Genomic DNA, 21986 nt, shown 5'->3' on the forward strand with positions numbered 1-21986 from the left:
GCGTCACCCCAACAAGTCGCCGACACCGGATTGGCCTGCCGAACGTTCGTCATTGGGCCCACGTGGCACAGACCTGCCTTGAACCTCGCCGGTGTCGCCGTCGACGACTTCGCCCGTCGACAGCGAAATCACATTGGACGGCCGTGCCGCTGAACCTGCATTGTTCGGCCCGACTGCAGCATTTGCTGCGCCGGCGGAAGCGACACCCGCAGGTTGGTTTGCCGCGGCCGAACCGGATCTAGTCGCCGATTCTTGAGACGCGGCGGAAGTCGTCGGTGTCGCAGCGGTTGCAGCAGTAGCCGTCGTTCCGGGAGAGGAGCGCTGCGCCGGTGTTTCTCGTGTCGGCGCCGCCAGGTCACCAGCTTTCGCACTTGCCGGAATCCACACATCGAGGGCACGACGGGGAATGAAAGGGATGGCAATCTCGGGGCGATGCGTATATTTGTACTTCACACGTGCGACGGGGTAATCGCTAGGCGTTACCAAATATCCCTGCATGTCGGGCAAACGCAAGATTTCGGACGAAAGAACAAGGTCTCGAAGGTTGCGGCGCGCGAAGACACTCATGCCGTCACGACGCTCATCGATCCCGAGATTGAGACTTTCCTCCTTTTCGTCCAGATCAGCTTGACCGATTGCATTGGCCAATGCCTTCGCTGCATCACCATCGGTTACACGCAACAGAAGCTTGGTCTGGCAGCCAGAGATGATGGTGCGGGCGAGGTATTCACCGTAGATCAAGAAGAGTTGAGCGAAGTCCTGGATTCCGATCACAAAGCACCCACCGAACTTCCGGATGTTGGTGACGGCGAGCTTCATGATCTCAAGCTTTTGCAGCGTGGGGAGCTCGTCGTAGAAATACCAAAGGCGTTCCCGATGAATCGGCTTGAGCGCAAGAAGCGCACGGATAGCGATATCGCACCATAAGCTGATCAGTGGAAGCAGGGCAGTCTTCTGATCTTCATTGACAGTAATGAAGAGCCAGGAATCATCGTCTTCGTCTTCATTTTGGATCCACTCTCGAATCGAGAATGGTTCGCCTTCATCATGCAGGTACCGAAAACAATCGAGTTGGTTCTGCACGGTCATCTTGAGGCTCATGCCTGTGCGCTCGGTGACAGGATCAACGTAAGTCGCGGCGGACTCGTTCACGAGGACGGCGTGCAGTTCCTCAAGATTGCTATGGGCAATGGCTTTGTACAAAGCGGCATTGGTTCGCTTGTTGTCGGCGCCAAGCGCGCGAACCGCGCCTTTGAAAACCATGCGCCCGGCGATCGCGAAGAACGGATCGGGGACGTTGGGTGGAAGAGGAATGAGGCCCTCGGCAAGACCGTCGTAATGGATTTCGGTCTGGATCTCGCGCCACACGTTCCAATTTGGACTGCGAGCGTCGAGCGGATTCAGGATGATGTCTTTCCCTTCACGGAAAAACGTGGCCGTAAATTCGCCTGATGGGTCATAGACGATAGCGCGCTTTCCATTGGCCCGCACCTGCTCCATCAAGCCGAAAAACTGCTGAGATTTCCCCGTTCCCTGTGCGCCGGCAAAAAGCGTGTTGAGTACTTCCGCCTTCTTGCGCATCGGCACACCGGCGATCCGATAAGGGCTGGCGTCGTCGCGCGCCTCCAGTTCCTTGACGAGTGCTTTCGGTTTGACGAGCTTCGCACCGCGAACCTGCTTGTCAGTCAGTTTCCCACGCCCGTATTCCATCCAGAACAGGACGGTGAGAAATGTCACCGCAATGGCTGTGAGAACGGCGTAAAGGGCAGCATTACGCGCGTAGACGAAAAACTCGTCGGCGGCGTCTTCGGTAAACGAGAGCGCGGCGGCCGGCGGCAGTTCGGTGTCGTCGTTGCCAAGATGGAACGATACGTTTGGATTGGCCATGGGCACGACGGTGAGGATTTCAGCCTCGAGGTGCTTGACGGTCAGATAGCGTGTGTGCGCCGACGTGATGAAGTAGAGGTAAACGGCACCGGCGATGGCACCAACGAGAATCGACGCGATCACCACGGCGACGATCGCGCTGGTGAGCAGTTTGGCTTGCTGCCACCAAAGCGCAGTCCCACGGGAGAAAGTCGCGATGCCACTGGGCGAGCGTTGATCAGCCATGGCTGCCTCCCATCAGTTTCTTGGTGGCAGCCTCGGCCCGATCTTGAGCCTGGTGAAAGAGTTGAACGTTTCGATCGCTGATGATCGTCGTCAGAACCTCTCGGCAGAGAAAGACCGCGCGGACGAGATCGGGAGGCAGTTCGCCGGCAGAGATTCCGCCGGCGCCCGGCGATCCGCTTTTCGATGTTTGCGCGGGATCCGGCATGACGGCCAGCAGCGCGTTGAGCCGCTTTTCGAGTTGTTCGACGTTGTCGTTGACGATTCCGCGAACGAGGATTTGGCGAAGAAAATCGGCAACAGGAATCCCAGCCTCGTTCGCTTTTCTGCGATAAAACTGGTCGGTGGGTCTGTCGAACCGAATGGTAATACGGTCGGATTTGCCTTTGCTGGCGTGACTGGAACGTGGCATGTGCGCCTCAGCATACACATCACCCCATTTTTCCCCGACCGGCCTTCTTAAAGAGGCCGGCTAATCAAATAGTTAGGACATTATAGCTGACGAAAATGGTTTGCGGTGTCTGCCGTGTTCCGTTCGAGATGCACGTTGCAATCGCTCCAAATTCCTCTTTTACATTCAATTATTTATAGCGCTTTTTTCGATTCGGTGTCTGCCATTTCGGAGTCCGACATTTAAATCTAGCTGGCCATTCTCGGCACCAATCGGCACGGTTTTCTGCGAATTTGCGGGGGCACGCGACGTTTGGCTGCCACGTTACGCCCTTATCCAACAAGACGCTCAGCGATTCGATGCGTTTTTCGGTGTCAGCGCAAATGCGTCCCGGTGTCTGCCAGCGTAGAGCCTTGCGCAGCAAGGCTCTACGCACCCGCAACGGAGTTGCGTGGTGTGTGACCGTCTGGTCGGGGGGTGGGGCTTGCCCCACGGGGTGCCCCCGGACGGACGGTTTCTGGATGGTGATGACCGGACAGGTCCGGGCAGCACCGGTTTTTCAGCAGGCGTCGCGATCAGCATCGCAGCCAGCCGAAGCGAGGATTTCGTTACTGTGAGACGTTCGCCTGGTCGGAGCACAAAGGAATTTCCGGAGAACGGTGAGGATTGGAGCACCGACGCGAAAGAGAGAAAAAGTAGGCGAGCGTCGATCCGTTCAGCATAGGGAAAAAACGGAAAAGAGAGGTGGAACGTAGAGATGGAGCGGACAGCGGAAGAATTCGGAGCGGCGAGGGTGGTTATGCCACGCAGGTTTTCCACATATCCACGGGTCCGGACCGAAGCCGCGATGCATGTACATCGCAAGAGCGTCGGCCGCGCGCCGTTTTCCACAACGGTGTTGGTTGTGGGAAACGGGAGAAGCGCGGGGACCGGTGGGTATGTGGAAAACCTGCCGGCGTGCGCGGAATTCGGTCGAGGGGAGGCGGGTTGTGGGCGAGGGCCAGAAAGAAAACGCTGTGAGGGAAGGGCGGCGTTGCGGTTCACGGCGGATGCGACTGGGCGGCCGCCGGGCAGATGCAGCGCAATGCGCGCATTGCGCTCTGGATGGCTGGCCCGCACGGTGGCGACGTGGAAGCCGCGGGGTCGGTGGTCCGGCGCGCGCGACGGTGGCGGCCGCCGTACGTGAGCAGCGCAATGCGCGCATTGCGCTCTGGATGGCTGGCCCGTGCGGTGGCGACGGGGAAACCGCGGGGTCGGTAGTCCGGCGCGCGGGCGGGCCGGATCGGCGGGCGCGACGGTGGCGGCCGCCGTGCGTGATCAGCGCAATGCGTGCATTGCGCTCTGGATGGCTGGTCCGCGCGGGGCGGCGACCGCGCCAGGGTGCGGGTGGCGGCCCGCGCGACGCCGACGCGGAAAACACGAGCGCGCCATCTCGGCGTGGAGGGCGGGTCGGATCGGCGGGCTCGACGGGGCAGCGGTCGAGGCTGCTGGCGGGCGGCGGCCAGGGCACAGAATTCGGCTACACTTCCCGGCAAGGGGGAGGGGCACGATGGAGTAATCGACGCCATGACGGCAGATACAGGAAAGACGACGCGCGCACCGAAGTCGCTGGACGACGAAATCACGCGAGCCGAGCAGAAGCTGAAGCGGCTGCAGGAGCAGAAGCGGACGAACGAGCGCAAGGCGCTCGAGCGCAACGAGCGAGCGATCTTTGATGTGCTGAAAGCCGAGAAGCTGAACGAGGTTCCGGCGGAGAAGTGGAAAACCGGGATTGCGGCGATTCGCAGTGCGCTTGGTGTTTCGCCGCCAGCGCCATCGAGTCCGCCGGCGGCGGCAGCTGTCGCAGCTGAATCAAAGCCAGGAGCCTAAACGGCGCGGGTGGTTCTGGCGTAGGGGCAATCTGGTGTCACGGTTTTTTTGTGACACCAGATTGCCCCAAATTATTTCGCGCGTCGCGCGAACTGGACAACGCTTTGGTCGCGGGCTGGCGGGTGGTCGCGGCGCAGCGGCGAGCGCCCGCCAGCCCGCGACGCCGCGCAAAAACGCAGCGTCGTCGGACCGGACAGGCGGCTTAGTAACCGAGCCAGTCGAGAATTTCCCGTCCCTCGTATTCCTCACGGTCGCCGACATCGGCCAAGAATTCCGTGAAATTTCCGAAGTGCCTGCGAACCTCGGCCTCGGCCTCTGCGCGCGTGATGGTCATTTCGCACGCGTCGTTGTAGCTGTATACGGCCATATCTCGATCCTCCCAATGCTGGGCGCTCGCCCGCCGGAGCGGGCGCCAAAGTCAAACACGCTGATACGCTTCGACGTGGACGTCGGGAATCCGTTTGAAGCGGCCGTTGTTGATTCCCCACTGGAGCACGCCACGCACGTCGAGCCAGTTCCGGATCGACATTTTTTCGCTCACGGCGGCTTTGATCTCCGACCAGTGAACCGGGTTCTCGCCAATGGTTGCGCTGAGGATAGCGAGACACTCATGCTGTTGGCCTACGTTCATCATTCTTCCTGTCGAGTGGGTGAACGATGCTCTACTGCGTGAACGCACCGTTGTACGCGGCGCGCTGGTCGTCACTGAGCTTCGCCGCGTCAATCTCCGTCGCGCCGTGGAAAATCATCAGGGCGTACGGATCGGCCAGAATCCGCGCCTCACGACACAGGATCGGGTCGCCGTCCACGCTCGGCCGCCGCGAACGCCAGATATTGATCGCTCGCTCAAGCTGCTCGATGCTCAGAATCGTTGCAGTGTTCATCGTGTGTTCTCCGTGATAAGGGCTGCGGTGCAGCGCTAACGTGGCTTCATCCGTGATACGGACAGGGGTCGCCCCGCGCAGCAATGCAGCCTGAACAGTTTTCCATTTCTTCGCACGTCGCAGCATCTGCGCTCCCGCGCTTCCATGCGTCCCGGAGGTAGGGTTCGTCTGCGAACATCGTCGGCACCTCTTCGCAACCATTCCAGTAATCGTTGCGCCCCAGGGCCTCGGCCTCCCATTGAACTTCGATGATGTCCCAACTTTCCGGGTCCGTGATTTCTGCTATCCGGGCAAGGGCGAAGGAAACACGAATATCAAGACCGCGCATGGTACGACTCCGTATATGAAGGATCGAAAGCGCGTCATCGGCGTGTCGATTCGGCTTCGATCAAATGCCACTGGTTGGCCCGGCGAGGCCGGGCGCGTGCGGTCGAAGTGGCAGCGGTCAAACCGGCCCGTATTCGCTCCCGAGTTCAAACCCTTGCTGCCAACACCGTTCAAGAACCTGTTCGTCAGCGAGTTGAAACGACATCGAGCTGCGTTCCTGCCGCGCGCTTCTACCGCTCTCAAGTGCCATCCACATAGCGTCATCGAGAAAGGTATCGGCCGCCTCGTGTTGATCGGTAATCAACGCGAGGCGACGGTATGCAAATTGCACTCTCGCCGCGAGCGCAAGTTCGTAGCTATCGGGACAAATCGCTTTCGGTCGCTTGACATCGCCCGTCTTGCCCACGTTACCATTCGGCATGCCAAGCACGGCCGCATCCAGCCCCACGAAACACGTATCCTCGTTCGCGGGAACGGTGATCTGTACAATCTTGGCCATCACAAACGTGGCACGCAAATCGAGCGTTCGCATTTCCTTTCTCCTTGCAGTGTGCATGGGTCGCGCCGGGTCGAGTGCCCGGCTCGAATGGGTTAGATGTGGAAAATGCCGAGCGCTTCGCGAATGACGCGTTGAGCGCTCGCTGCACCGTAGCGCTCGCCGCGCGCGTGCGCCTTCTCGAAGACGCTGATCGCGACATTGATTTGCCAAGCGGTCCAGTTGATCGTAGGCAGCGTGAACGCCAGTTCGCCGTCGTCGCCGTGATGGACTGCGACGAAGGAGGCAGCGCCTTCAGGGCGCACAATCGCGAAGAATCCTTCAGCGATACCGTCAACTTCCACGTCGTCATTGCAGGTAGTCATGTTTGCTTCTCCGGTTAGTGCCAAACCGGCGACCATGCACCGGACGGTTGGCGGAACAACGTGATGCGCTGCACGCGACCGGCAACGCTCGTTTCGAGTCGGACGGCGCGCGCATCGTCGTCCGGGCGCGTCCAGCGGTGCAGGACACGAATCGGGGCGTCGGCGGTGCAGCCGAGCCAGTGAGCGGCCGTTGCACGCAGGCGATTTTTCGGTTGTCGAATGCCTGCCTGGCGGTGAGCCTCGGGGGGTGCGGGGGGAACGCCCGCGCGTGTGTGCGTGATTCGGTCGGGGGTGGTTGCGCTCACGATTTCGTCCTTTTGTGTCGGGTTGTGGATCTGCCATTGGGAGCCGCCTCGACGCGTTTTTAGCGGGGTGGGGCAGGGGTGCAAGGGAACCGTGGAATACCGGAGTGCGCGAAGCGCGCGAGGATATGCCGCGAAAGTCCCTTGCACCCCTGCCCCATTCCGCTATGCGTCGAAGAGGGGCGGCTCCCAATGGCAGATCCACGCGCTTAACCCGGCGCAAAAGGATGGAGCGCAACCACACGCCTTCCCCGGCCGGATCACGCACACGGCGCGGGGCGCACTTGCCCCGCGCCCCCTCGGCCGGCAAAGCCGGCCGCAAGACCTGCTTTCCGCCCGCGCGCAGCGGGCGCGTGTTCCACGAGCAAGCGAAGCGCGCAGCGCCGGCACGGCGCGCAGACGTCAGGGATTGACGCCCGTCAGGGGCGAGACTCGCGCAGCGAGGCTCGACGCGAAGCGCGAAAGCCCGGCCCGGAGCGCAGCGGAGGGAGACGCACAAGCCAACGAACCGGGCAAGCGCCGCCAGTGCATGCGACAAAGCGACATGCACGCCAAGCACGGCACCGGACAGGTGAGCCTTTACGGGATCGACAGAGACAACGACGGTGAGAGATTTCGGGGGCCGGTTACGAATAGCTGTGACTTGGTCCACCAGCGCACACGGGCAGTCGCGCGCGATGCACCAGCGGGCAGGGTCTGCCCGCTGGCGAAAGTCAGGTCAATCTCGCGGCGGCATGCCTTCTGCTTCTGCTACAGCCGCCTCGTCGCGGCTATCATCCGTAGCTTCGGCCACGTCGGCCGACTCGGTCCCGTCGTTCGCCTCGTCGGCATCGTGCGCGCCCGATGCGTCGTCGTCGCCGTCCTCTTCCTCATCCACGTCCGACGACGTGGCCGTGTGATTGCGCCAGAGGGGCCGCGACCGCGTTTCGGCGCGGGCGAAGTGATCGGGAAGCCAGCCGGTACCGCTCACGATCCGCTCGGCCTCGGTCGCGGCGTCGCCCTTCTTCAGCTTCACGATCCGCATGCCTTCGGCGGGCGACACGGCGACGGTCACGACCTCCGCGATGCGCGCTTTCGACACATGGTCGAAGTAGCTGGCGCGTGTCGGCTTCCATTCGTCTGCGAGATTGAGGTTCAGCGCGGGAATCAGCGCGTTGATGCTATGTGCGCCCTCGTCGGTCGCGACACCATCGACGCTTGCGCCGACGTACTGCGCGAGGATGAGCATGAGACGTTCGTCGGATTGCTCGATACACCACGTGAGCAGTGCGCCGGTATCGTTCGGGACAAGCCCACCCCATGCGCCGCGTTGCTCGCAGGAAAGGCGATAGGGCAGGTCGTCGGCAAGCTCGGTCGCATGCCGCTCGACCTTGCCGGTGTGGTCGTGCCACTGAATATCGATTGCGCTAGCCATCGAGCCGGGGGCATAGTCGGTGACGAGAAAGCGGTGAACGAGCACGGCAAGCGCGACGTGCGGCTGGCGCGCGAGCGCCATGCCGACGACGGCGGTACGCCGGGCATTCAGGCGCAACGTGAGCGTTCCCGAATGCGGGTCCTTCGTGGGCGGTGCAGACTGTGCAACGCTGCCACTCGCTGCGGGTGACGTCGGCGTTTCGCCGGCGCTGGCGAGCGTACCGTCGCCGTCGGTTTCGTCGTCTCGAACCGACGTCGGCTCGGCTCGCCGGGCCCAGCCGCGCACGACTTCGAGCGCACCGTCTTGGTCGATGGTGACGACAGCACCGGCCCCGGCCATCTGGAGCGGCGTGTAGACGTACAGCGATTCCTCGATCGAAGCGTAGCGCAGAGAAAGGGCTGTCTCTTCGTCACACAGGCGCTCGTAGGTTTCTTCATCGATATCGTCGGCCTCCTGCTCCTGTTCGATGGCCTCCATCCGCGCGTCGATCGCATCCATTTCCTGCTGTTGCGCTTCGGTGGGCGGGACAGCAGTAGCAGGCACGCGCTGCAAACCTACCTTTGCGTTGTAGTCGAACACGGTAATCGGCTCGACCCAATCCCAACCTTCCTCCTGAACCTTCGCCGCAATGGTCGTCAGTTGCTCAACCGCAACGCGTTCCATCAAGGCGTGATCGGCATACCACGCCGTGCCCTGATCGGAGAACAGGTCACGGCGCACGACACCACCTGCCGCCTCGTAAGCGTCGATCCCAACGAACAGGGCAATGCGGTTGCTCTGAAAGTCGTGTTCGCCCGCAACCAGCTTGCGGCGGATCGCATGTGGCTCGCGGTCATGGGGCTTCGCGTCAAACCATGCGCTTTCCTGCTCGGCGTGGCTGTCGGACAGTGCGAGCGCCTGCATCTGGTCGGCGCGGATTTCGTCGGCCCGGAACAGATCGACCAGCTTGGGCGAGACACGGGCGAGCTTCAGGCGACGCTGCACGAGTTGGGGGGTCGTCCCGTAGATTTCGGCAATTTCCGCCACGGTGCGCCCCGCATCGACCAGCACGCGATACGCGTCGCACTGGTCGGCGGGATGCATCGGCTCGCGCATTTCGTTCTCGCTGGTGCTGATCAGCACGGCGGCCTCGACGGACACGACCGTGCAGCGAACTTCCTCATCGAGACTGATTCGGCCACGCTCGACCAGTTCCAGCAGCGCCAGCCGCCGCGATTCGCCTGCGGCCGCGCCGAAGGTCTGCGCCCGCTTCGCACCCACCTTCATCGGATGCACGATGATGTTTTGCAACAGACCGACATGGTCGATGTTGTTGGCGAGCGCCGAAATGCCGGTGCGCTTCGTGCGCCGGACATTGAACGGCGACGCGACGAGACGTTTCAAGGGAATGAGGCGTTCATCGCCTGCCTGCAGGTGGGCCTCGGGGGGTGCGGGGGGAACGCCCGCGTCGTGGGCGAGTGCCGGGATTTCGGTGATCACTGCGTTCATAAATCCTCCTTGCTGTGGTGGAAAATCTCTGCCTTTGGAGCTGCCTCGACGCATAGGAGCGCCAGCGCGACGGCACGGCAGGGGCGCGAACAAGGCCGCACGCGGAGCGCAGGCGAAGCCGAGCACCGAACGGGCGCCGGGCGCGGCGTAGCGAACCCTTGCCATGCCGGCACGCAGCGCTATGCGTCGGGATGAGGCAGTCCGAAGGCAGCGCCACCGCAGCGCAGGGGATGGAATGCGGTGGGTCGGGTCCGAAGCCCGGTGCTCGCCGGCGCGGGCCGGTGACGGCCCGAGCCCCCTTCCGCGCGGCAGGCCGCGCGGCTGTCGGGGACGGCCTGCGCCGGGGCCGGCCGCCGGCGGCGGCCGAGCCCCAGGAGCGAACAGGCCGTGTGTCCGGCGCGCGGAAATTGGCGGCTTGCGTGCCTGGCGCGGCCAGGCGGGCAAGGTGCCGCGCGCCGGCTGGCGAAGGGGAGAGGGCTGAGATCTCACCTCGAGGCGGCGGGCGCGGCTACCGCCGCCCGCACCGGCCGCTCGAAGCGGACGGGGTGGGCTCGCCCCGAACCGGTGGTACAGGCCGCGGTACACAAACTGGCGATCGTGTACCACTGGGCGCCCAGGGCCGCAGGCCCGGGCGCGTAGTGGAACAAGGTGAGCTGCGATCGTCGCCGGCGCCAGGAGTGCGCCTGGCGGCCGCTCGCTATTTCGCCGAGTTCCGCAGCCCGTGCACGACGCCGGCGTTGTACGCGGCGATCAGCGCGGTCCGGATGCACCAGACTGCGCAATCGTGGAAATCCAGGCGATCGCGATAACGGGTCTTGAGCGTTTCGATACTCAGGTGGTCGCGCGCGATCGCAGTAAGCAGCGCTTCGAATTCGGCTTTCTTCATGGTCAGTCCTTCCGCACGCCCTGGCCGAGCTCGAACGCATCGCGCAGCGCATAGATGAGTTCGCCGATTGTCATCGTCACTTTGTCGCCGTCATCGGTACCGGTCATGCGGGCGCCGAAATGTTTATCGACGATCGCGCACAGCAAATGCTTGATGTAGAAGAGCTGCATTGGTTTTCTCCGTGTTGGCAACGCCGGCCGCGTCGAGCGGCCGGCGATCAATTTGGGTCAGTGGAATTGCACGGCGCCGCCCATGCGGGCAAGCGTGAAGGCTTGAAACCAATTGCGGTACAGGAGCGCGAAGCTGCCGTCTTCCGCAACGTCGACCGCATGCATAAACCGGCTGAAATCGTCGGCCAGCTTGCGGGACAGCCGCGGCCCGATCGTGCCCATCGTGGCCGAAAAATTGATCAGTTCGTGGAACGGTCCGGAGCCTGCCGCGATAGCACCGTGTTCGTGCCAAACGCCCCGGCGGCCAGGCAACGCGATCGCGGGGTAACCGGCGAGCTGCGCCAGCTGCTCGCGCCATACGTGGAAAATCGCGTAGCTGCCGGCGAAGAACTCGTACGAGTTCGTGTATCGATAAATCAGACCTGTATCGAGCCCGTCGGCATGGTCCGGAAAGCGCGGTGCGCCGTAGAAGCGCACCGCGAACGTGTCGAGCGGATCGCCGTTGCTGTCGAATCGCGGCGCTTCGATATCGATGAGGCCGCAATAGGCCGTGATCGTGAGTCCCATGATGGTATCCATGCGGTGAGTAGAGGAGAAATCAGGCAGCGGCCTGGGCCGGCGCCGTTAGGCGCGCTTTGGCGGCCGCGAAGTAGGTCGCGTCCAGTTCGATGCCGATATACCGGCGGCCGAGCTCGCGCGCGGCAACGCAGGTCGAACCGGATCCAGCGAACGGATCAAGAACGGTGTCGCCCGGCTGCGTAAATGCGGAAATGAGTGTGCGCAACGCGGAAACAGGCTTTTCGGTCGGGTGATGGCGATTGCCGCTGTACTGGAACGGCATCACGTCGGCGATCGGCTGCGCCGGCGCCGCGGGCCGGCCCTTGGCGAGCAGATAGGCGGATTCGTGTTGGTACTTCACCAGGCCGGCTTTCGACGCGTAGGACTTCGTGAAGACGAAGTGGCCGGCGACACGAAAGCCGGCCGCCTTCCAGGCGTCGAAAAACAGGTCGACCTTGTTCCAGCCATAGAACGAAATGCACACCGCGTCGCGCTTCAAGACGCGGAACATTTCGGCGAACGCCGGCGCCAGCCAGTCGCCATTCACGTCGTTCGCGATCGAGCGGCCGCTCCGATCGCGGAAGTTCACGAGGTAGGGCGGGTCCGTCACGATGCAGTCGACGGATTCGGGGGCGAGTTGGGGCATGGCGACCAGGCAGTCGCCGTTGTACAAATAGCTCACGGTCAGCTCCACAGAGTTGAGATAGGGGCAGCCGGAGCACAGCCAGAACGATCTGGCTCGCAAACCGTGCTACCCGGAGCTGGCGAGCGCCCGCGGGAGAATGGGGGGCAAGGGGACCGTGGAATACCGGAGTGCGCGCAGCGCGCGAGGATATGCCGCGAAAGCCCCTTGCAGGAGCAGGGCGCCGTGCGACACTCGTCGCGCGCGGCGCAATGGTCCGTCCGCCAGGCTACGGCGGGCGAACGTGGGCTCCGGGTTGAAAGGTCGACTGCAGGGACGAGGCGAGGACATCGACCGTAGCCTGTGCGCTCGGCCGGCGAGCGGCGTTGCGTCACGGACATGAGCGCCACGGCGGTCGCAGATCGCCGGGCGCGATCGCGATTTCATTGGCGCGGCCGCGCAGCGGCCGCCGCGCGAATTCGGGAGCAGGGTAATCAGCTCCCGACCGCAGTGGAATCAGAACAGCGGCAGCTGCTGCGCCTCGACGCGAGCGGCGGGATGTTGGGCATCGATGTCCGTCGCGAGCAAGGCGATCGCCGCCAGCTCGAGATCTTCCTTGCTCGCGTCGGATAGCCCGTCTGCACGCACCGCGGCACCTGTCGCTCCAATCTGCTCAAACTCCGCACGCGAATCTGCCAAAAGCGCGCGTTTTGCATGCTCAGGGAGCACACACGTGACAGACGCGTAGCATCCGTCGAAGAATCGCTTTACAGCGTAGCGTTCGCCACTGCCATGCATGGGGCGGTAGACGGTCAGGTCGATGCATTCATTGCCCCTTCGGCGGTTGCTCCAGCTCACGGGCCCGCAGGGCACTAACCCGACTTCGGCCGCAATCCTTGCCCCTTTCGCGACGAGATCGACGTGTGCTCGATTGACGGTACAGTGCAAGTTCGGCATCTTCAGGAAAGGCTGTTCCATCACGTGGTCCTGGTCGTGCATGAGCGGCCGGGCCCCAACGGCCGACCGTCCACAAGTTTCGAATTCGGGCGAAGATCGCCGGCACTCGATGTCCGGCGATCGACTCCAGGTCAATGCCCCTCGATGGTCCTCTTGCGCCACCCTTGTACGTCATTCATCTCGACAAGGTTGAACGGGGTCTCACCATCCGGCTCGACGCCAGGGTTCGCGAGGATCACGCGCAATGCCTCCTCATCACTCAGACCTGCGAGGGCCGTCAAAAGCCTATTCCGACCGGCTTTGGTCGCGCGGGCCCATTCGCTTCCATCCTCGTCGTCGGAATCCGGCATGGTGCGCAACTGGAGGCTGTAGGCGCGAGCTGCGTCGGTCGCAGCGGTCTCGATCGTGGTCATGTTTCCGTCCTCGCTCTCGTGGTCAGTGGACGTCTCGGCGCACGAAGAGACGTGCGCCCGTGGTCGAGCGAGGAAAGCCGTGAGCGTCGGTGGTTTCCGCGAGCATTGCGTCGACGTCCATCTGTACGTTGGATCCCGATCGACGGCTGCCGGTCCGATGTACGCCGATGACCTCGATCAGCTGCAGCCGGCCGGCTCGGTAATTGTCGACCGTCATCATGGCGCGAACGTCCGGTGCCAGGAGATCTGCGTAGCGCAACGCGAGACGCTCGAGCACCTGTCCGATGGCACGATCGCTGAACCGGCGCGACAGCGTGATCCTATCCGCAGCCAGGTGGACTGTCAGACGCCCAGACGACGTCAGCATGAAGTGCTCGACGCGCTCGACCCTGCCACCGTTGGCGAGGCGCGTCGCCTGCAGCGGCAATACGAGCCGGGCGACCTGCAGGTCGCGCGGGCCGTCCATCCATTCGATTGCCAACTGCGATCCGTTGCCGCGCTTCGTAACCGTGATCGAGAAAGACGTTGCGGGAAACGCCTCGCGCAGGATTGTCTGCACCAACTGCACGGTATCGACGAGCGTCAGTGTGTCGGCCAGAACGGCGGCAGGTGTGGCAGCGTCCGGACTGGTTCGTGCGCGAGCCGCTTCGGTGGAACGGGAGCTGCGGTTTTCGGTGGTAAGCATCATGATCGACCTCGATAGAAATGGAACACGACAACGTTCGGTAAGGCGCCGGCGGATAGCGCCGGCGCATTCGGGTTAGCCCTTCAGCTTGCGCATCTCTTCGGCGAGCACCCACATGGCACGATTAAGGCGGAGATCCTGATCGATGCCGATCACACTGCGGGTCGACGTCCGGCGGCCAGTTGCGGACCGACCACGCAGCCCACCCTTGATCACGTTCTCCTGAACACGCTGGAACGTGGTCCAGAGATCGGGGCGCGTATCTTCAGTGCGACGCGCGTGGAGCAGTTGGTTCTCGGTGACCGGTGCCGGTGCTTCGGTCACGTCATACCGGAGAGCCAGCACCGAACGTGCGAAAGCCTGTTGTTCGCCTTCGTCGAGCTGCACAGCCTCCATCCCGTCCTTGCATTCGCGAATCAGGTCGAAACCGTCGAGCACCTCGTGCGCACCATTAACGACGTGATCCACGACGTCCCCCTTGTGCGGTACGCGGATGTCGTGCGTCGTGTCGCCCCACACCAGACCGTTCTGGCAAACGTAGCGAAAGTAGCCCCCCAACATCTGGTAGCTGCTTGAGCCGTCATGTGAATTCAGGAGGATGATTTCCGGCGTTTCCGGGGAGGCGACCTGAGAGGCATGGCGCAGGCGCAGCATGTGCTTCGTATGCTCGCGCTTTGCGTCGACGCGCACCCGGGTTTGGCAAACCATGAAGGGCTGGAACCCTTCGTGCCGCAACTTCGTGAGGATCTCGATGGTGGGGATGTACGTGTAGCGGTCGGAGCGTGAGTCGTGCTTGTCGGCAGCGAAGATCGACGGCGCGACCTCACGGATCTGATCGTCGGTAAGAGGCGAAGTGGAGCGAACGATCGGGGCGTTGTTGCCAAACGTGGTTGCGAGTTTCATGGTTTTCTCCGTTGAAGATTCAGGTTTGATGCGAGGTGTTAGGCGTTCGCTGGTGTCCGTCAACACCAGACGACGTGGTCGTAAGCGACGGTGCGTCGGTAGTAGTTCCGTCCATCCCAAGGCGTGTACGTGTATTCCATGTAGGCACAGTCAAGGACTACTATCCAATGGTGCAGTCGGTTCGTTTCCATCGTGACCTCCGTCTACGGTTGGTTTGCATTGCATGCCGCCCGGGCCCCAAGATTCGGCGCTCCCCTCGTAGGGGTTCGGGCCGGTGACGACTTGACTTCGGCAGACCTGCTGCCGCCAGTCCCCTGAGTTCGTCGTCCCGCGACTAAAGGAGCCTGCCGGCGGGCGTGTTCAAGGGCGGTCGCAAAGCCGCACGCGGAGCGCAGCCCGAAGGGCGAGCACCGAACGGGTGCCGCGGCCGGCGAAGCGCACCCTTGAATGCGAACGACGGTGGGCTACGGTCGCGGTTGGGACGGCGAGATCAGGGGACTGGCGGTACGCGCAAAGTTGAGACAGCACCGGCTCGCCGCGCGGCGAGCGCCGATTCGTGCGGCCTTCCGGCCGCACGACTGGAATTGCGCGTGCACCGCTCGGTGCACGCCCCGGCACTACCTGACGGGATTGACCCCGACCACGATCCCCCCGCAGCTCGATCGGCGTTGTCTCGGCGGTCACTCGGTGACAGCCGAGCTCGTCAGGAGACTGGCGGTATGCGCAAAGTTGAGGCAGCTCCGACTCGGCGCGCGGCGAGCCCCCTTCGAGCGGCCGTGGCCGCGAGACTGGTCAGGCAGGTGCCGCGTGTCGCGGTCGTTCGCGACACGCGGTTGCGCTATGCTTCGGCGTGATCGTGTGAAATCAGAGACGAGCCGATGCTCATTCGAGAACAGGGACGCTTCATCAAGGTGCTGCGCGTCGAACCACCCACGCAGCCCCCGACCAGGGGGCGCCGGCGCGAACACGTGCTCGGCACGTTTCGCGCCTACGAACCGATACCACCCGCGCTGCTCGACGCACTGACTCGCGACGAGCGCAAAGCGCTCGCGCGCTGGCTCGCGGTCTACCAGGAAAGCCTGGCGCACACGGATGCGCGCCAGGTGGTGGCCACCGCGCCGGCGCAACTCGAGTCGCTCGTCACCGCACTCGAGGTGGCGGCCGACACGTTGTCGGCCGCCGACGCGGACCACCTGTGGACGCAGCTGCAGGCGATCGCTCGCACTTTGAAGCGCGCAGGCCATCCGCGGCCACGTGCAGCGCGCCGGCCGCCGGCGCCACTGCCGGGACAGCAAGACTTCTTCGGCGAACGGGACGAGCTCGAGCAGCTGGCCGAGCAGTAAGCCCGCGTTCCTCCAGGACAACCACCATGCATCCACACCGCATCGTCAAAGACACGGGCCGCACGCGGATCCCAACTCGCCCGGCCAACGGTCAGGACGGCCAGCGCTCGACATGGCACCGCTGGTGTCTACGCGCACTCCGAGTCTTCACAGCACCATTCAAGGTCCATTGAGAGGTCTGACGAGAGATCGCCATGTCGAACCGACGCGCACCTCCATCACGACGACACCAGCCGTCCGCGCACGCGAAGCTCGCCCGGACCTTGTTACTGCCGATGCCCAGGCAGAAGGCAGAGGAACTCGCCTTGCAATATCACGCGGCATTCCAGCCGCTGCGCATGGGCAGCGGCTCGGCGCACGGACTGGCAGTTCTACTGCAGCTGGTCGTGCTTGCGGGCTTCGTCGACGAAGCCCGCAAGCACGAATTACGTGTGGAGGTCCTGGAGGCCACCGAACGCGGCATCAATGCCGCGCTCGAGCAGGGCAAGACTTGCGGCGTGTGGGTGCTGGATCCGCAGACGGATGAACTCGTTGCCGCGCTGATCGGGTGGCACGATGATCAGCTGCGCGCGGCGCCGCTGGCGGTGTTCGCCGAGGCGCTCGAGCGGCTTGAGCGGATGCGTGAGGGCCGATCGTACGATCGGCCGGCGGCACGCCGTGTTGGAACTGGATCCCGGCTCGGTTGAACTCTCCTGAATCGGCACGCCGGCGCCGGATGTTGCGAACCGCCCGCACCCCTGATATATATACAGTATCTGCTGCGGCAACGGCTGCCACGCAGTGCGGAGAGCGGAATGGACAATCTGATTCGGATCGGCGACGTTCGCCATCGCGACGCCTTGACGCGGCCGATGTACGAGCTCGGCGGCAAGCGCGTGGACCTGGTCCGTGCACCGCGGAGCCGAGCATGATCGCCGCGCCGATGCTCGAGCAGCGCGACACGATGGTCGCGCTCGGATGGACCGTGGTGAGCGACTACGGGTATTCGCATCGCAGCGGCTGGACGATCGGCATCTGCCGTGTACGCGACAAGTGGGTCGTCGAGCTGTGGGATGGAACGTCACTCCATGCGAAGGTCAACTCGCCTGTGGCGGCCGCCCGACTTCATCGAGAGCTGGTCGCGGAAGCGGAATCGAGCACACCTGGCGATGTCGACGGACAGCACGAGGTGTCGAGCTGATCAGGCCCAGGGCTCGGCGGGGGCCGGGCCCGGCACTTCAATCCCCGTCGTATGTGAGATCGTGCCACCGTTGCGAGGTACCGCCACCTGACCCGAGCTGGCCACGCGGAAATTGCTTGACGGCAATCGCATGCAGCGCGCGCTCGTCGCGCGCGGGATCGCCGCAACTGCGCCGCACTTTCAGATCGCGAACGCGACCTTCGTCGTCGAGCCAAACACGCACCAGGACATTCCGGCGCCTCTCGCTCGAACGCGGGACTGCGCGAGACAACATGCGATCGATCAGCGACATAGACGTCCTCTTCACTGGTGGGCCTGGCTGGACTTGAACCAGCGACCAATCGATTATGAGTCGACTGCTCTAACCGGCTGAGCTACAGGCCCGAATACATGGTCGGAGTGGCAGGATTTGAACCCGCGACCCTCTGGTCCCAAACCAGACGCGCTACCAGGCTGCGCTACACTCCGAACGGCAAATTTTCCGTGTTATTCCGCGTCCTGAATCAGAAACCGATCGCGGTTCTTCGCACCGGCAATCCATTGCGGTGCCTTACCACGCCCGCTCCAGGTGGCGCCGGTTTTCGGGTCACGATACTTCGGCGCTATCGGCGCGCGCGTGCTCGGCGCTGCTGCGCGCCGGCGTCCGAAGAGTTGGTCGGGCGTGATGCCGTATTCGGCGATCTGTTCGCGAATCGCGGTGATGATGCCGTCAAGCTCAGCACGCCGCGCCTCTTCGGCCTTCTGTGCCAGTGCCTCTGCCTGCGCTTTCAGTTCGAGATAGGTAGCCATGAATGGGAAAGGATTTCCTTTGAGAGATAGCTCTGGAACGAGCGACCCATTATATCCGCTAGATCTGAATCGATAGCTTCGAGACTCGGCCTGCCAGCATTTCACTTGAGAAAGAGCTGCAGCATGATCGCGAGGCCACCGAACATTCCAACGATCCCTGCGAAACCTCCAGCAGTCCTGTTGACGCTGCCGACAAGATAGGTCAGTCCTGCGGCAACAGCAAAGGTGAGAGTACCGCAGCACATAATCGCTAGTGGGCTGACACCGGATGCAAAGAAGCTACTTGGTACCATGCGAGCGATCTCTCATTTATCAGGTATCCTGACAATTTTACATAACAGATACTAACGTCGCATTGGTTGTAGTAGCTTTTTAGAAATGTCGTGTTCGGGGGTGCGGCGGAATTCTTGGACTGGTTTATGTCGTCAGCCCGAGGCTCTCCCGGTATTCAATCGGACTGAGGCGCGTTCCTCAAACTCGGTTGCTGCCTGATCTGCTGGAATACTCTCTGAACCGCGCCGGGAGTCGTGGAGGCTGGTTGGTTTAAGTTAATGCAGGCACGTCAGCGGTATTTCTGAGTTGCCTGTAGTAGTTTGCCTCAGCCTCCGCGGGCGGGATATAGCCGAGGGGCACCATCAGCCGATGATGGTTGTACCAAGCCACCCATTCCAGCGTTGCCAGTTCGACGGATTCCCTCGTTTTCCATGGGGCGCGCCGATGAATCAGTTCCGTCTTGTACAGACCGTTGATCGTTTCAGCCAGTGCGTTGTCGTAGCTGTCTCCCCGGCTGCCAACCGACGGCTCGATGCCTGCCTCAGCCAGCCGTTCGCTGTAGCGAATGCTGACGTATTGGGCCCCTCTGTCGGAGTGGTGAATCAAAGTCCCGTCCTCGCCCGGTTGCCTGGCGTACAGCGCCTGTTCAAGTGCATCCAGCACGAAGTCCGTGGTCATCGACGAGCTGACGCGCCAGCCAACGATACGGCGGGCAAACACGTCGATCACGAATGCCACGTACAGCCGGCCTTGCCAAGTCGAGACATACGTAAAATCCGACACCCAGAGCTGATTCGGTCGATCGGCCTTGAACTGCCGGTTGACCCGGTCCAGCGGGCGTGGCGCGATGGTATCGGGAATCGTTGTGCGAACTCGCTTACCGCGAACTGCACCTCGCAAGCCCTGCAGCTTCATCAACCGCCCGACCGTACAGCGTGCGACCACGATACCTTCCCGGTTCATCTGCTTCCAGACCTTCGGCACGCCATAGACCTGCATGTTGGCCTGCCAGACACGCTTGATCTCCGGTTGCAGAATCTCATCTCGTTTGGCGCGGGCGCAGCGTTTGGACGGATCGCGAAGCCGCGCAACGTGGCGTCGGTAGCCCGACGGGGCAATCCGCAAAGCCTTGCAGATCGGCTCGACCCCGAAGGTGTCGCGATGCTGATCAATGAAGGCCTTCAGGACTTGAAACGGCGGTCGAGCTCCGCCTGGGCGAAAAACGCGCTCGCCAGCTTGAGAATCTCGTTGGTCCGGCGCAGTTCCTTAACCTCGCGCTCTAGCGCCTTGATACGCTCACGCTCGGCCGTGTTCACGCCATCGCGCTCCCCACGGTCGACCTCGTCGCGTTTGACCCAATCCAGCAGCGTCTGCGGCGTACAGCCGATCATCGGTGCAATCGATTCGACTGCCGCCCACATCGACGGGTGTTCGCTACGCTGCTCGCGTACCAGGCGCACTGCACGCTCTCGAACTTCCGGGGAAAACTTGTTTGCCTTCTTGTTCATGGCTCGATTCTCTCAAGAATACGAGCCTCCACCAAATTCGGTGCGATTCACTCCGGCGGACCGAGCAGCCTTTTTGAAACCGTCTCTAACTCATCTCGATGACGGGAATGTGCCGATCGACAACAACTGGGTCGAAAACCAGATCCGACCGTGGGCAGTCGGTCGGTCCAATTGGTTGTTCGCCGGATCACTGCGTGCGGGCCAGCGCGCGGCCGCCATCATGAGCTTGATTCGATCGGCGCAACTGAACGGGATCGATCCGCGCGCCTATCTGAAGGACGTCCTCACACGCTTGCCGACCCACAAGTCCAACGACATCGACGCGCTATTGCCGCATCGTTGGCAACCTCTCTCGACTGCCGCCTAAACTCGCTCGTCAAGACGGGTTGGCTGGTCGCTTACGCTCGATCCGATCCGCAAGACTGAATGTTCGTCGACTACGATCGAGATCTACCCGAAGAAAAACGGTTGGTTCATGCGCTGTGAGTCGATTTGGTATATCGGGCACACGTTTCACAGCAGTACCGATCCGTATGGCGATATTTGAGAAAAACTTTGATGCCTGGTTGCAAGATGGCCTGCGTGAACTCGGGCGATCGTAGTAGATCGACGTGGTGCCCGGAGCCGGGTTCGAATCGGCACGCGCCGATTAGAGCGTGTTATGCACTTTTCATCGGCGCAGGCATCCAAGGGCGATGAAAGTGCATAACACGCTCATAATCGGGATGACGGAAATTTCGGCGGTTCCGGCTTGGAACCCCATCATGCGAAGATCATATCGGGCGCCCGCTGCACATTCTCAATACCGCGCTGACGCGCTTGCCAGAGATCATACGCACGCTGCTCGCCAAGCCAAACGTCTGCACGGCCGCCGCGCTCGGCGCCGAGCCACGCCTCGAGGCGGAGCGCCATTTCCGGCGAGATTGCCGCACGCTCATTCAAAACGCGCGACAGTGCAACACGACTTACGCCGAGTTGCTGGGCCGCTTCAGTTACCGAAAGACCGAGCGCCGGCAAAATGTCCTCGCGGAGCGCAGCGCCCGGGTGCGGCGGATTGAACATTTGGGCCATGCCCCCTCCTAGTGATAGTCTTGGTAGTCGACAAGAATCGCGTCGTCATCCTCAAACCGAAAAGTCATTCTCCAATTGCCATTGACCTTCACCGAGTAGTGTCCCGCAAGATCGCCGGACAATGGATGGAAGTACCAGCCGGGACGATTCATGTCCTCGGGGAACCTCGATTCGTTCAAGCGCGTCAGCAAGCGAGCAAGCTTCGCCGCGTGATCAGGGCGAATACCCGCCTTGCTACCGGTCAAAAAAAAGCGTTCGAGCCCTTTGTGGATGAAGGTCTTGATCATGCGGCATTGTATCGCGCAAAGCCTCAAGATACAATAATGTAGATCCTCGCTGCTTTTATCGGGCTTGCCGAAGAAGCGTTTGCGCTCTTTGGCAAGCCGTGTCATTGTTACTGAAACAGGGGCAGATCGCACGCCTACTTTGACGATTTTGAACTGACTTTTCCACGGCAGCCCGCATGAGCGATCCACTGAGCGTCGAGCCGTCCAAACCCAACGTTGTCGCCACCTGGCGGCTGACCGTCGGCACGTCCATTTTCTTGATCGACGTCCGCGACGACGGCAGCTGGCAGCCGTCCTATGTTGCACCCGGTCGCTTGAGTGGTTGGGAGCGTCACGCGATGCCCGAAGAGCCTGCGGCGACCGATGTCAGCGAAGCGATTCTCGCGTGGTCCCAGCGTTACGGAGCGGGGCCAGTGCTGCGTCCGCTACCGTTACGCCCCGTTACTATCTTCACGCCCCGATAATCGGGGCTTTGGCCAGCCAGGCCCGGCATGATTCCCGCCCCCAGTCGCAGTCATGATCCGGGGGGTGTTGTCACCGGGCCTGGTGGGTGGCTGGTGATCGCTGATAGGGGTTTGGCCGGGATGACCCTGCCTCGTTTTCACGTACAGCATGTCATGCAGCAGCGCGTAGGGTTTCGTATTCGACGGGAGTGCAGTAGTCGATCGACGTGTGCATGCGCTGTCGATTGTAATA

General features: G+C 62.4%; 28 protein-coding genes, 2 tRNA genes and 1 other annotated feature. Of the genes, 6 read left to right on the forward strand and 24 right to left on the reverse strand.

What is annotated here, in order from left to right; all coding sequences use genetic code 11:
* Positions 1 to 3: 3 nt before the first annotated feature.
* On the reverse strand, positions 4 to 2112 hold the full coding sequence (locus tag HWX39_RS34010) for a type IV secretion system DNA-binding domain-containing protein (protein ID WP_175971932.1): 2109 nt from the start codon (positions 2110 to 2112) through the stop codon (positions 4 to 6).
* Positions 2105 to 2521, reverse strand: coding sequence for a hypothetical protein (locus tag HWX39_RS34015; protein WP_175971933.1), 417 nt, complete (start codon positions 2519 to 2521; stop codon positions 2105 to 2107). Before HWX39_RS34015 ends, HWX39_RS34010 begins: the two co-directional genes overlap by 8 nt.
* Before the next feature lie 1545 nt (positions 2522 to 4066).
* Here HWX39_RS34015 and HWX39_RS34020 point away from each other — a divergent pair.
* Complete coding sequence (locus HWX39_RS34020; protein WP_175971934.1) at positions 4067 to 4369, forward strand: hypothetical protein; 303 nt, start codon at positions 4067 to 4069, stop codon at positions 4367 to 4369.
* A 202-nt stretch (positions 4370 to 4571) separates the two neighbouring features.
* Here the strand turns inward: HWX39_RS34020 and HWX39_RS34025 are convergent, their stop codons facing one another.
* From HWX39_RS34025 to HWX39_RS34095, 15 genes are all read right to left on the reverse strand, one after another.
* Positions 4572 to 4736 carry a hypothetical protein gene (locus tag HWX39_RS34025; protein WP_175971935.1) on the reverse strand — a complete coding sequence of 55 codons (165 nt, stop codon included), beginning with the start codon at positions 4734 to 4736 and terminating at the stop codon, positions 4572 to 4574.
* 51 nt (positions 4737 to 4787) lie between these two features.
* Positions 4788 to 5003: a hypothetical protein gene (locus HWX39_RS34030; protein ID WP_175971936.1), complete on the reverse strand. Its 216-nt coding sequence runs from the start codon at positions 5001 to 5003 to the stop codon at positions 4788 to 4790.
* A 28-nt stretch (positions 5004 to 5031) separates the two neighbouring features.
* The gene (locus tag HWX39_RS34035; protein WP_175971937.1) at positions 5032 to 5253 is read right to left on the reverse strand and encodes a DUF3717 domain-containing protein; all 222 of its coding nucleotides are present in this window, start codon (positions 5251 to 5253) and stop codon (positions 5032 to 5034) included.
* A gap of 46 nt (positions 5254 to 5299) precedes the next feature.
* On the reverse strand, positions 5300 to 5581 hold the full coding sequence (locus HWX39_RS34040) for a hypothetical protein (RefSeq protein WP_175971938.1): 282 nt from the start codon (positions 5579 to 5581) through the stop codon (positions 5300 to 5302).
* Between the two features lie 117 nt (positions 5582 to 5698).
* Positions 5699 to 6112 (reverse strand): hypothetical protein, encoded by a 414-nt coding sequence (locus tag HWX39_RS34045; RefSeq protein WP_175971939.1) that lies wholly within the window; start codon positions 6110 to 6112, stop codon positions 5699 to 5701.
* Between the two features lie 59 nt (positions 6113 to 6171).
* Positions 6172 to 6441: a hypothetical protein gene (locus tag HWX39_RS34050; RefSeq protein ID WP_175971940.1), complete on the reverse strand. Its 270-nt coding sequence runs from the start codon at positions 6439 to 6441 to the stop codon at positions 6172 to 6174.
* A 1020-nt stretch (positions 6442 to 7461) separates the two neighbouring features.
* Positions 7462 to 9645 carry a ParB/RepB/Spo0J family partition protein gene (locus HWX39_RS34055; protein WP_175971941.1) on the reverse strand — a complete coding sequence of 728 codons (2184 nt, stop codon included), beginning with the start codon at positions 9643 to 9645 and terminating at the stop codon, positions 7462 to 7464.
* A gap of 697 nt (positions 9646 to 10342) precedes the next feature.
* Positions 10343 to 10531, reverse strand: a complete 189-nt coding sequence (locus tag HWX39_RS34060; protein WP_175971942.1) for a hypothetical protein — start codon at positions 10529 to 10531, stop codon at positions 10343 to 10345.
* Between the two features lie 2 nt (positions 10532 to 10533).
* Positions 10534 to 10701, reverse strand: a complete 168-nt coding sequence (locus HWX39_RS34065; protein WP_175971943.1) for a hypothetical protein — start codon at positions 10699 to 10701, stop codon at positions 10534 to 10536.
* 57 nt (positions 10702 to 10758) lie between these two features.
* Positions 10759 to 11268 carry a hypothetical protein gene (locus HWX39_RS34070; protein WP_175971944.1) on the reverse strand — a complete coding sequence of 170 codons (510 nt, stop codon included), beginning with the start codon at positions 11266 to 11268 and terminating at the stop codon, positions 10759 to 10761.
* A 31-nt stretch (positions 11269 to 11299) separates the two neighbouring features.
* Positions 11300 to 11941, reverse strand: coding sequence for a DNA methyltransferase (locus tag HWX39_RS34075; protein ID WP_175971965.1), 642 nt, complete (start codon positions 11939 to 11941; stop codon positions 11300 to 11302).
* A 456-nt stretch (positions 11942 to 12397) separates the two neighbouring features.
* Positions 12398 to 12859 carry a hypothetical protein gene (locus HWX39_RS34080; RefSeq protein ID WP_175971945.1) on the reverse strand — a complete coding sequence of 154 codons (462 nt, stop codon included), beginning with the start codon at positions 12857 to 12859 and terminating at the stop codon, positions 12398 to 12400.
* 110 nt (positions 12860 to 12969) lie between these two features.
* Positions 12970 to 13251, reverse strand: coding sequence for a hypothetical protein (locus HWX39_RS34085; protein ID WP_175971946.1), 282 nt, complete (start codon positions 13249 to 13251; stop codon positions 12970 to 12972).
* Positions 13252 to 13273: 22 nt separating this feature from the next.
* Positions 13274 to 13939, reverse strand: coding sequence for an LPD29 domain-containing protein (locus HWX39_RS34090; RefSeq protein WP_175971947.1), 666 nt, complete (start codon positions 13937 to 13939; stop codon positions 13274 to 13276).
* Positions 13940 to 14011: 72 nt separating this feature from the next.
* Positions 14012 to 14839 (reverse strand): DUF932 domain-containing protein, encoded by an 828-nt coding sequence (locus tag HWX39_RS34095; RefSeq protein ID WP_175971948.1) that lies wholly within the window; start codon positions 14837 to 14839, stop codon positions 14012 to 14014.
* An 878-nt stretch (positions 14840 to 15717) separates the two neighbouring features.
* Between HWX39_RS34095 and HWX39_RS34100 the strand changes: the two genes are divergently transcribed.
* The 3 genes from HWX39_RS34100 to HWX39_RS34110 all read left to right on the forward strand — a co-directional run bounded on the left by HWX39_RS34100 (position 15718) and on the right by HWX39_RS34110 (position 17362).
* Positions 15718 to 16182: a hypothetical protein gene (locus tag HWX39_RS34100; RefSeq protein ID WP_175971949.1), complete on the forward strand. Its 465-nt coding sequence runs from the start codon at positions 15718 to 15720 to the stop codon at positions 16180 to 16182.
* A 194-nt stretch (positions 16183 to 16376) separates the two neighbouring features.
* Positions 16377 to 16868 (forward strand): hypothetical protein, encoded by a 492-nt coding sequence (locus HWX39_RS34105; protein WP_175971950.1) that lies wholly within the window; start codon positions 16377 to 16379, stop codon positions 16866 to 16868.
* A gap of 221 nt (positions 16869 to 17089) precedes the next feature.
* Complete coding sequence (locus tag HWX39_RS34110; protein WP_175971951.1) at positions 17090 to 17362, forward strand: hypothetical protein; 273 nt, start codon at positions 17090 to 17092, stop codon at positions 17360 to 17362.
* A gap of 37 nt (positions 17363 to 17399) precedes the next feature.
* On the opposite strand, the gene HWX39_RS34115 is transcribed toward HWX39_RS34110, so the two are convergent.
* From HWX39_RS34115 to HWX39_RS34135, 5 genes are all read right to left on the reverse strand, one after another.
* Positions 17400 to 17654, reverse strand: a complete 255-nt coding sequence (locus HWX39_RS34115) for a TonB family protein (RefSeq protein WP_175971952.1) — start codon at positions 17652 to 17654, stop codon at positions 17400 to 17402.
* A 15-nt stretch (positions 17655 to 17669) separates the two neighbouring features.
* Positions 17670 to 17746: transfer RNA gene (locus HWX39_RS34120), tRNA-Ile, on the reverse strand.
* A gap of 7 nt (positions 17747 to 17753) precedes the next feature.
* Positions 17754 to 17830, reverse strand: a tRNA-Pro gene (locus HWX39_RS34125).
* Positions 17831 to 17848: 18 nt separating this feature from the next.
* Positions 17849 to 18151, reverse strand: coding sequence for an H-NS histone family protein (locus tag HWX39_RS34130; RefSeq protein ID WP_175971953.1), 303 nt, complete (start codon positions 18149 to 18151; stop codon positions 17849 to 17851).
* 543 nt (positions 18152 to 18694) lie between these two features.
* Positions 18695 to 19932, reverse strand: a protein-coding gene (locus HWX39_RS34135; RefSeq protein WP_175971954.1) for an IS3 family transposase whose coding sequence is annotated in 2 segments (ribosomal slippage) — positions 18695 to 19641 and positions 19641 to 19932 — 1239 coding nt in all. Because the reading frame shifts where the segments join, the coding sequence is not laid out codon by codon here.
* Positions 19535 to 19651: a sequence feature (AL1L pseudoknot), on the reverse strand. Its footprint overlaps the gene before it by 117 nt.
* On the opposite strand from HWX39_RS34135, the gene HWX39_RS34140 reads away from it, so the two are divergent.
* The gene (locus HWX39_RS34140) at positions 19931 to 20299 is read left to right on the forward strand and encodes a transposase domain-containing protein (protein WP_279613123.1); all 369 of its coding nucleotides are present in this window, start codon (positions 19931 to 19933) and stop codon (positions 20297 to 20299) included. The two genes, HWX39_RS34135 and HWX39_RS34140, sit on opposite strands and share 2 nt — an antisense overlap.
* A 395-nt stretch (positions 20300 to 20694) precedes the next feature.
* Here the strand turns inward: HWX39_RS34140 and HWX39_RS34145 are convergent, their stop codons facing one another.
* Positions 20695 to 21003: a HigA family addiction module antitoxin gene (locus HWX39_RS34145; RefSeq protein WP_175971956.1), complete on the reverse strand. Its 309-nt coding sequence runs from the start codon at positions 21001 to 21003 to the stop codon at positions 20695 to 20697.
* An 8-nt stretch (positions 21004 to 21011) separates the two neighbouring features.
* Positions 21012 to 21290, reverse strand: coding sequence for a type II toxin-antitoxin system RelE/ParE family toxin (locus HWX39_RS34150; protein WP_175971957.1), 279 nt, complete (start codon positions 21288 to 21290; stop codon positions 21012 to 21014).
* A gap of 176 nt (positions 21291 to 21466) precedes the next feature.
* Here HWX39_RS34150 and HWX39_RS34155 point away from each other — a divergent pair, with 176 nt between their 5' ends.
* Positions 21467 to 21754 carry a hypothetical protein gene (locus HWX39_RS34155; protein ID WP_175971958.1) on the forward strand — a complete coding sequence of 96 codons (288 nt, stop codon included), beginning with the start codon at positions 21467 to 21469 and terminating at the stop codon, positions 21752 to 21754.
* The last annotated feature ends 232 nt before the right edge of the window (positions 21755 to 21986 follow it).

Source organism: Burkholderia sp. BCC0322 (assembly GCF_902833045.1).
GTDB lineage: Bacteria > Pseudomonadota > Gammaproteobacteria > Burkholderiales > Burkholderiaceae > Burkholderia.